The following is a 7,216-nucleotide window of genomic DNA, read 5'->3' as shown; positions in this document are numbered from 1 at the left end:
GAGAAATGGCGCCCGCGCCCCGGCCCCGTCCCGCTGCCATGCCTCAGCTGTGATGTGTCCCGCCTCGGAATCCGCCGGTCCGAGCGAGCGCTGCCGCAACACCGCCGTCGATGACCTGCCGAGCGGTGCTGTGAGGCGATGACGCAGCTTCTCATCGGGGCGATCGTCGCCCTCGGCGCGATCCTCTCTGTCGCACGCGTGCGGCAGATGCTGAATGCCGCCACGCGCGCGCATTTCCCGCGACGAATCCTGCTGGTCTACATCCTCGTCCGGACACTGATCTTCGGGGCCGTCCTTGCAGGCGGCATCTGGCTGGTGTCCTGGCTGATGCGCTGACGGGGGGACGACCGGCAGCGCCTTGCGGAGCGGGGCGGGATCATTGCAGAACCGGGCGCCATGACGTCCGGCTTCCACGGCCACCTGAGAGCCGGCTTCATACCGGTCAGATCATGGCTGTTCTTGTCTGGAGAACCGAAGATCACAATGACTCGCACACTAGCCTTTCCCGTCGCCGTGATGGTCAGCCTGCTCGGCAGCATCGTCGTCGAGCCGTCCTACGCCGCCGGCATGAATACGCAGACCTATTCACCGGACTACGATAAATGCATGGACAAGTCCGGTGGCGTCACGGCCGAGATGCTGGATTGTGCGTCCGCCGAACTGTCGCTGCAGGACAAGAAGCTGAACGCCGCCTATCAGGCGCTCATGCGCAAATCGACGGACGAGGAGAAGACGGCGCTGCGCGATTCCCAGCGGGGTTGGCTGGCCTACAGGACCGCCTCCTGCAAGCTGACGATGATCTTCGGGGGAGGCGGGACCATGGACCTGATCGCCGCATCGAGCTGCAATCTCGATGAGACGGCGCGGCGGGTGTTCTTCCTGGAAAGCCTGCTCGCCGAATAGGGCCGTCCGGCCGAGGGCATCGGCAATGGCGCATTCGTCCAAGCGGTGACGCGAATCGTCAAGCCGGCTCGGCGCCTTGCTTCCATAGCTCGGACCAGCCCCCTCCCGAACCGGACATCCTCCCATGCCCTTCGTCACCACCCAGGACGGCGTCGAGATCTTCTTCAAGGATTGGGGGCCCAAGAGCGCCCAGCCCATCGTGTTCCACCACGGCTGGCCGCTCTCGTCGGACGATTGGGACGCGCAGATGCTGTTCTTCCTGCATCACGGCTACCGGGTCGTGGCGCATGACCGGCGCGGCCATGGCCGCTCGGCCCAGGTCGATACCGGCCACGACATGGATCACTACGCCGCCGACGCCTTCGCGGTGAGCGAGTCGCTGGATCTGCGCGACGCCGTGCATATCGGCCATTCCACCGGCGGCGGCGAGGTCGCCCGCTACGTGGCCAAGCACGGAGAGCCGGCCGGCCGCGTGGCCAAGGCCGTGCTGGTCTCGGCGGTGCCGCCGCTGATGCTCAAGACGGAGGCCAATCCCGAGGGTCTGCCGATCGCGGTGTTCGACGGGTTCCGCGCGGCCACCGCCGCCAACCGCGCGCAGTTCTTCCTCGACGTGGCGAGCGGCCCCTTCTACGGCTTCAACCGCGACGGCGCGACCGTGCAGCAGGGCGTGATCCGGAATTGGTGGCGCCAGGGCATGATGGGCAGCGCGAAGGCCCATTACGACGGCATCGCGGCGTTCTCCGAGACCGACCAGACCGACGATCTGAAAGCCATCACGGTGCCGACCCTGGTCCTGCATGGCGAGGACGATCAGATCGTCCCGATCGCGGATGCGGCGCTGAAATCGGTCAAGCTCTTGGCCAATGGCACGCTCAAGACCTATCCGGGATTCCCGCACGGGATGCTCACCACCCACCACGACGTCATCAACCCCGACCTCCTCGCCTTCGTGAAGGGCTGAGCCGGGTTTTCGCGACGGCCGACGCACAGGCGCGCCGGTCGCCGCCCGCTCACTGCTTGACGCCGATCACGCCGTCGCATCCCTCGCCGACCCGCCCATCAGGGCGTGCTCCAGGGAGCGGATGATCGTCGCGCCGTCGCACGGCTTGCCCAGGAAGTCGCTGGCGCCCGCCGCCAGGACGGTGTTGCGCAGGGCCTCGGTGGGGAACGCCGTCACGAAGATCACCGGCACCCGCGACCCCAGGGCGAGCAGGCCCCGGTGCATCTCCACGCCGGTCATGCCGGGCATCTGCACGTCGGTGATGACGCAGTCGGGCGCGTCCACCGGACAGCTCTCGAGGAAATCACGCGCCGAGGCGTAGATACGGGCGGTGTAGCCGAGGGAGCGCACGAGGCTTCCGGTCGCCACGCGCACGTCCTCGTCGTCGTCGACGATCGCGATCACAGGCAGAGCTGGCATTCCATTGACCTACGGGTTCGCCTTCCGGTCCCTGTGACCGGCGAGTCTTGGACTGGGAAGTCTTGGGCCGGTAAACGTTGGCCCGAGCCGAGATATGGTCCCTCGCACCGTGGGTTGGAATCATACGGAGGTTTGCCGGCCTCCACCTTTCGCTAAAGGCCGGCGGATCGGTCACCGCGTCGGCGCGCCGCCGGCATGCGAGACGCCGAGGGCTTCGGCGCTGCGAACCAGATCGGCCAGGGAGCGCGCCTTCATCTTGCGCATGACGTGGCCCCGGTGGATCTTCACCGTGATCTCGCTGAGCCCGAGATTGCCGGCCACCTGCTTGTTCATCAGGCCGGCGGTGACCTGCGCCATCACCTCGCGCTCCCGCGCCGTGAGGGTCTCGTAATCGGCCTTGAGATCGTCGAGGGCCGCATGCGCGCTGCGCTGGACCGCGTCGCGCGCCAGGGCGGTGCCGATGGCGTCGAGGAGGTCCTGCTCGCGGAACGGCTTGGCGAGGAAGTCCACCGCCCCGGCCTTCATCGCCTTCACGGTCATCGGAATATCGCCGTGCCCCGTCATCAGGATCATCGGCAGGTCGATCCCCAGCGCGCTGAGCTGCCCCTGGAACTCGAGGCCGCTCACGCCCGGCAGGCGGACATCGACCACGAGGCAACCGGCGCCCAGGGGGCGCGGCGCGGCCAGGAACTCCGCCACCGACGCGAAGGCGGCGCAGGCGAGATCGATGGAGCGGAGCAGGCCGGACAGGGCCTCCCGGATATCGGGGTCGTCATCCACGACGAAGACGGTCTGCCTCGCGGCCGACGCGCGTGCCGGCCCCGCCGCGTTGCCTCGGATCATGGTTCCCTCTCGGCCGTGGTCGGTATGGTGAAGTGGAAGGCGGCGCCCGGATCGTCGTGACCGGTGATCCAGAGGCGCCCGCCATGCGCCTCGACGATCGAGCGGCAGATCGCCAGTCCCATGCCCATCCCGTCCGCCTTGGTGGTGAAGAACGGCTGGAAGACCCGCTCGACGGCCTCCGCCGCGATCCCCCCGCCGCTATCGGCGACGGTGACGCGGACATGCTCCGCCCCGTCCGGCGCGACACGGATCGTGAGGAGGCGGGGCCGTTCGGTGACCGTGGCCATGGCCTGGATCGCATTCACCATCAGGTTGATGAGCACCTGCTGCAACTGCACCCGGTCCCCGTGGACCAGGGTCACGTCGGAGGCGACGTCGCGGATCAGGCGCACACCGCCGCGGACCATCTCGCGCTCCACGAGAAGGACCGATTCCCCGATCATCTCACGCAGGTCGAGCCAGTCGCGCGGGGGCGGCGTCTTGGCGAGGAAGGTCCGGATGCGGGACACGATCTCGCCGGCCCGGGTGCCGCTCGCCACCACCCGGGTCACCGCGGCCGAGACCTCGCCGAGGTCCGGCGGGCTCCGCCTCAGCCAGCGCAAGGCCGCCTCGCCATTGGTGACGATGGCCGCCAGGGGCTGGTTCACCTCATGGGCGATGGAGGCGGTGAGTTCGCCGAGCGTCGTCACCCGCGCGGTATGGGCCAGCTCGGCCTGGACCGCGAGCAGCGCCTCCTGCGCCTGCTTGCGCTCGGTGATGTCCACGGCGAAGACCAGCACGCCCTCGAACCCCTCCGCATGGGACGGGAACGTGATGCCGAAGAGGATCGGCACCGGATCGCCGGACAGCGCGCGGATCGTGGTCTCGCCCTCGAAGAAGGTCTCGCCCCGCGCCAGCGCCAGCAGCGCCTCGATGAAAGTCGGCTCGTCCTCGAACAGGAGCGCGTCGAGGGATCGCGGCGCCGCAGCGCCCGCATCGGCGCCGATCAGCCGCCGCAATTCGGCATTGGCGTCGACGATGGTGACGCTGCGGCGGAGATCGCGGACGACCTCCGGATGGGCGTGGAGATGGGCGCGAAGAGGCGTGGCCGCATCGGGCGGGACCGCGTCGAGGACAGCCTTCACCTCGCGCCAATCCTGCTGCAGGATCGCCACGCGGGCCGTATCGAAGATGGTGCGGTAGCGCCGCTCGCTCTCGGCCAGGGCCGCATGGGCGCGCTTGCGCTCGGTGATGTCGGTGTTCGTCTCGAGGACCGCGAGCGGCTGGCCGCCGGCATCGCGCTGGAGCGACCAGCGGCTCTCGACGACCACCCTGGCGCCGGACCGCACCGTCTGGGCGAGTTCGCCCTCCCACCGCCCGTTCCGCATCAGCGCATCTCGGATCGCCGCCTCGCCACCGGGGAAGGCCGTGCGCAGGAGGACGTGCACGTTGCGCCCCCGGACCTCGTCCCGGCGCCAGCCGTAGAGGTCTTCCGCGGCGCGGTTCCAGAACGTCACCGTATCGGTGGGCGTGCGCACGAAGATGGGATCGTGGGTGAGTTCGAGCAGTTCGGCCTGCTCCGCGAGGATGCGGGCCGCCGCCTGATTGCGCAGCACCAGGAGCGCGCTGATCGCGATGGCCGCCAGGCTGACCAGGGCGCGCAGCAGCGCCGAGTCGCTGTCGAAGAAGCGGTGCGACAGGAAATAGGCCACCGCCGTCAGAAGCAGGCAGCCGGACGCCGTCAGGATCACCCCGTTCCGCCGGAACGCCCGCGCGGAGACGAGCACGACGACCACGTAAAGCACGGCCACCGCGCCTTCGAGGGGCGTGAACGCATCGACGAGGAAGATCGCCAGGGCGAGGCCGAGGGCGAGGACTCCCAGGAGCCGGCCCGTCCGGCGGGTGTCCGGGCCGATCCCGGAACGGGGAGGCGAGGGGGCCGCTACGGCAGGCGCGTCCATCGCCCCTCCCTGGCCTCGACACGGCACCGAGGCGCCCCGTCGTCCGGCCGGTCGGCACACGGTAGCGTGACGGAGAACCGGGAGCCGACGCCCTCCAGCGACCGGACCGTCTGGCGCACGATCGCCGGACCCTGTGCATGAACGGCCTGACGCATCGCCATCTCCCCATTTCCGGCGGCCTGGACGGCGGATGAATGCCTCGGCCGTTCGAGCGGACCATGAAGCGTGACCGCATGCCTTGTGAACTATACTGTCGTTTATTGGCGAGGGGGCGCGGCGTTCGCGTGGACGACGAAGGGACCGGGCTGCACCGCCGATCCGGCCGGCATCGAGTCATCATGGGCCGGGCCGCTCGTCTTGCACGGACGTTCCATGATTTGAACGATCCGCGTCAAGCAGAGCGACGCGTTAGCGAGCCAACGCTTCGCTCTCTGGTGTGTCGCAGGTTCTTGTCGCAGAACCGGGGGCCACTTCTGCGAAACCTGATTCGCCGGAGGACCATCCCTCTTCTTGAGCGCGTCACCCCGGCCGATCGAGCGGCAGCCGGGAATTGGCGCCGGACCGTGCAAAACATCGCGTGATCGGACAAGCCAGGGAGCGTGCCGTCCCTGCAGCTACGGTGGCGGCGGCGGGACGGGACGCCATCCGGGGCAGGGGTGGCAGGTTCGCCTTCGACGAGACGGAGTGATCCGAGATGACCGACACCCTCCTCCCGGCGGAATCCGACGGCGACGACCGGACGGCGCAGACCTTCCCCCGCCTCGGCGCGGAGATGGAGAGCCGGGTCGCCGGCTACGGCATGGAGCAGACCCTGCCGGCGGGTACGCTCATCTTCGCCAGGGGCCAGCGGCGGGTGGATTTCTTCCTCGTCCTCGCCGGCCGGATCGAGATGTTCGAGACCGACCACGAGGGGGCCGCCAGGGTCTTCGTCGTCCACACCGAAGGTCAGTTCACGGGCGAGCTCGACCTCTTCAACGACCGGGAGATCCTGGTCTCCGGCCGCACCGTGGTGGAGACGCGGGTGGTGCGGATCGACCGCGCCGCCTTTCGCCGCCTGGTCACCGCCGAACCGGATATCGGCGAGATCATCATGCGGGCCTTCATCCTGCGCCGGGTCGGCCTGATCCGCCACGGGCGGGGCGGCGTCGTCCTGATCGGACCCGGCCATCAGCGGGAGACCCTGCGCCTGGAGCGCTTCCTCGTCCGGAACGCCTACCCGCACCGCATCCTCGACACCGCGAGCGACCCGGCGTCCCGCAACGCCCTCGAAGGGTTCGGCCTGACCGAAGCCGACCTGCCGGTGGTGATCGCGCCGGGCGCGGCGGTGATGCGCAATCCCACCAACGCGGCGCTGGCGGACGCCCTCGGGCTGACGGAGGCGATCGATCCCGGCCGCGTCTACGACGTGGCGGTGATCGGCGCCGGACCGGCGGGCCTGGCGGCTGCGGTCTATGCCGCCTCCGAGGGGCTCGACACCATCGTCATCGAAGGGCTCGCGCCCGGCGGCCAGGCCGGCACCTCCTCGAAGATCGAGAACTATCTCGGCTTTCCGACAGGGATCTCCGGTCAGGCCCTCGCCGGCCGCGCGCAGGTCCAGGCCCAGAAGTTCGGGGCGCGGCTCGCGATCTCCCGCATGGCGACGGGGCTCGATTGCGGCGGGTCGCCCTTCCGGGTGATCCTCGAGGACGGCACCGCCGTCCCGGCACGCGCCGTCATCGCCGCCACCGGCGCCCGCTATCGCCGCCTGGATCTGCCGCGCTACGCGCATTTCGAGGGGCAGGGCATCCATTACGCCGCCACCGCCATGGAAGCGCAGCTCTGTGCCGGCGAGGCGGTGATCGTGGTCGGCGGCGGCAACTCGGCCGGCCAGGCCGCGATGTTCCTGTCCCGCACGGTGGCGCATGTGCACCTCCTCGTGCGGGCCGACGGCCTCGCCGCGACGATGTCCGACTACCTCGTGCAGCGAATCGCGTCGTCGCCGCGCGTCACCCTGCATACGCAGACCGAGATCACCGCACTCGTGGGCGACGACACCCTGACATCGGTGACCTGGACCGACCGGGCGAGCGGGGTCAGCGAGACGACGGTCATCGGCAACGTCTTCGTCATG

Annotated in this window: 7 protein-coding genes; 4 read left to right on the top strand and 3 right to left on the bottom strand. The window is 69.3% G+C overall.

What is annotated here, in order from left to right:
- Positions 1-138 precede the first annotated feature (138 nt).
- The 3 genes from MBTS_RS14995 (at position 139) to MBTS_RS14985 (ending at position 1,864) form a co-directional block, all read left to right on the top strand.
- Positions 139-336, top strand: coding sequence for a hypothetical protein (locus tag MBTS_RS14995; RefSeq protein ID WP_018043941.1), 198 nt, complete (start codon positions 139-141; stop codon positions 334-336).
- 147 nt (positions 337-483) lie between these two features.
- Entirely contained in the window at positions 484-903 is a 420-nt protein-coding gene (locus tag MBTS_RS14990; RefSeq protein WP_018043940.1) for a lysozyme inhibitor LprI family protein, read from the top strand.
- A 124-nt stretch (positions 904-1,027) separates the two neighbouring features.
- Positions 1,028-1,864: an alpha/beta fold hydrolase gene (locus MBTS_RS14985; protein WP_056142173.1), complete on the top strand. Its 837-nt coding sequence runs from the start codon at positions 1,028-1,030 to the stop codon at positions 1,862-1,864.
- Between the two features lie 66 nt (positions 1,865-1,930).
- Here the strand turns inward: MBTS_RS14985 and MBTS_RS14980 are convergent, their stop codons facing one another.
- From MBTS_RS14980 to MBTS_RS14970, 3 genes are all read right to left on the bottom strand, one after another.
- Positions 1,931-2,323 carry a response regulator transcription factor gene (locus MBTS_RS14980; RefSeq protein WP_192215946.1) on the bottom strand — a complete coding sequence of 131 codons (393 nt, stop codon included), beginning with the start codon at positions 2,321-2,323 and terminating at the stop codon, positions 1,931-1,933.
- A gap of 171 nt (positions 2,324-2,494) precedes the next feature.
- Complete coding sequence (locus MBTS_RS14975; protein WP_192215945.1) at positions 2,495-3,166, bottom strand: response regulator transcription factor; 672 nt, start codon at positions 3,164-3,166, stop codon at positions 2,495-2,497.
- Entirely contained in the window at positions 3,163-5,106 is a 1,944-nt protein-coding gene (locus tag MBTS_RS14970) for a PAS domain-containing sensor histidine kinase (RefSeq protein WP_192215944.1), read from the bottom strand. Before MBTS_RS14970 ends, MBTS_RS14975 begins: the two co-directional genes overlap by 4 nt.
- Before the next feature lie 694 nt (positions 5,107-5,800).
- Here MBTS_RS14970 and MBTS_RS14965 point away from each other — a divergent pair.
- Positions 5,801-7,216, top strand: a 1,416-nt coding sequence (locus MBTS_RS14965; protein WP_192215943.1) for an FAD-dependent oxidoreductase, incomplete at its 3' end; no start/stop codon positions are given.

It is taken from the genome of Methylobacterium bullatum, assembly GCF_014845095.1.
Taxonomy (GTDB): Bacteria; Pseudomonadota; Alphaproteobacteria; order Rhizobiales; family Beijerinckiaceae; genus Methylobacterium; species Methylobacterium bullatum.
The sequence above is the reverse complement of the archived record's forward strand: the minus strand, read 5'-3'. Positions and strand labels throughout refer to the sequence as shown.

Coding starts and splice junctions, on each gene's coding strand:
- MBTS_RS14995 (WP_018043941.1), top strand. CDS start 139: ATGACGCAGCTTCTCATCGGGGCGATCGTCGCCCTCGGCGCGATCCTC.
- MBTS_RS14990 (WP_018043940.1), top strand. CDS start 484: ATGACTCGCACACTAGCCTTTCCCGTCGCCGTGATGGTCAGCCTGCTC.
- MBTS_RS14985 (WP_056142173.1), top strand. CDS start 1,028: ATGCCCTTCGTCACCACCCAGGACGGCGTCGAGATCTTCTTCAAGGAT.
- MBTS_RS14980 (WP_192215946.1), bottom strand. CDS start 2,323: ATGCCAGCTCTGCCTGTGATCGCGATCGTCGACGACGACGAGGACGTG.
- MBTS_RS14975 (WP_192215945.1), bottom strand. CDS start 3,166: ATGATCCGAGGCAACGCGGCGGGGCCGGCACGCGCGTCGGCCGCGAGG.
- MBTS_RS14970 (WP_192215944.1), bottom strand. CDS start 5,106: ATGGACGCGCCTGCCGTAGCGGCCCCCTCGCCTCCCCGTTCCGGGATC.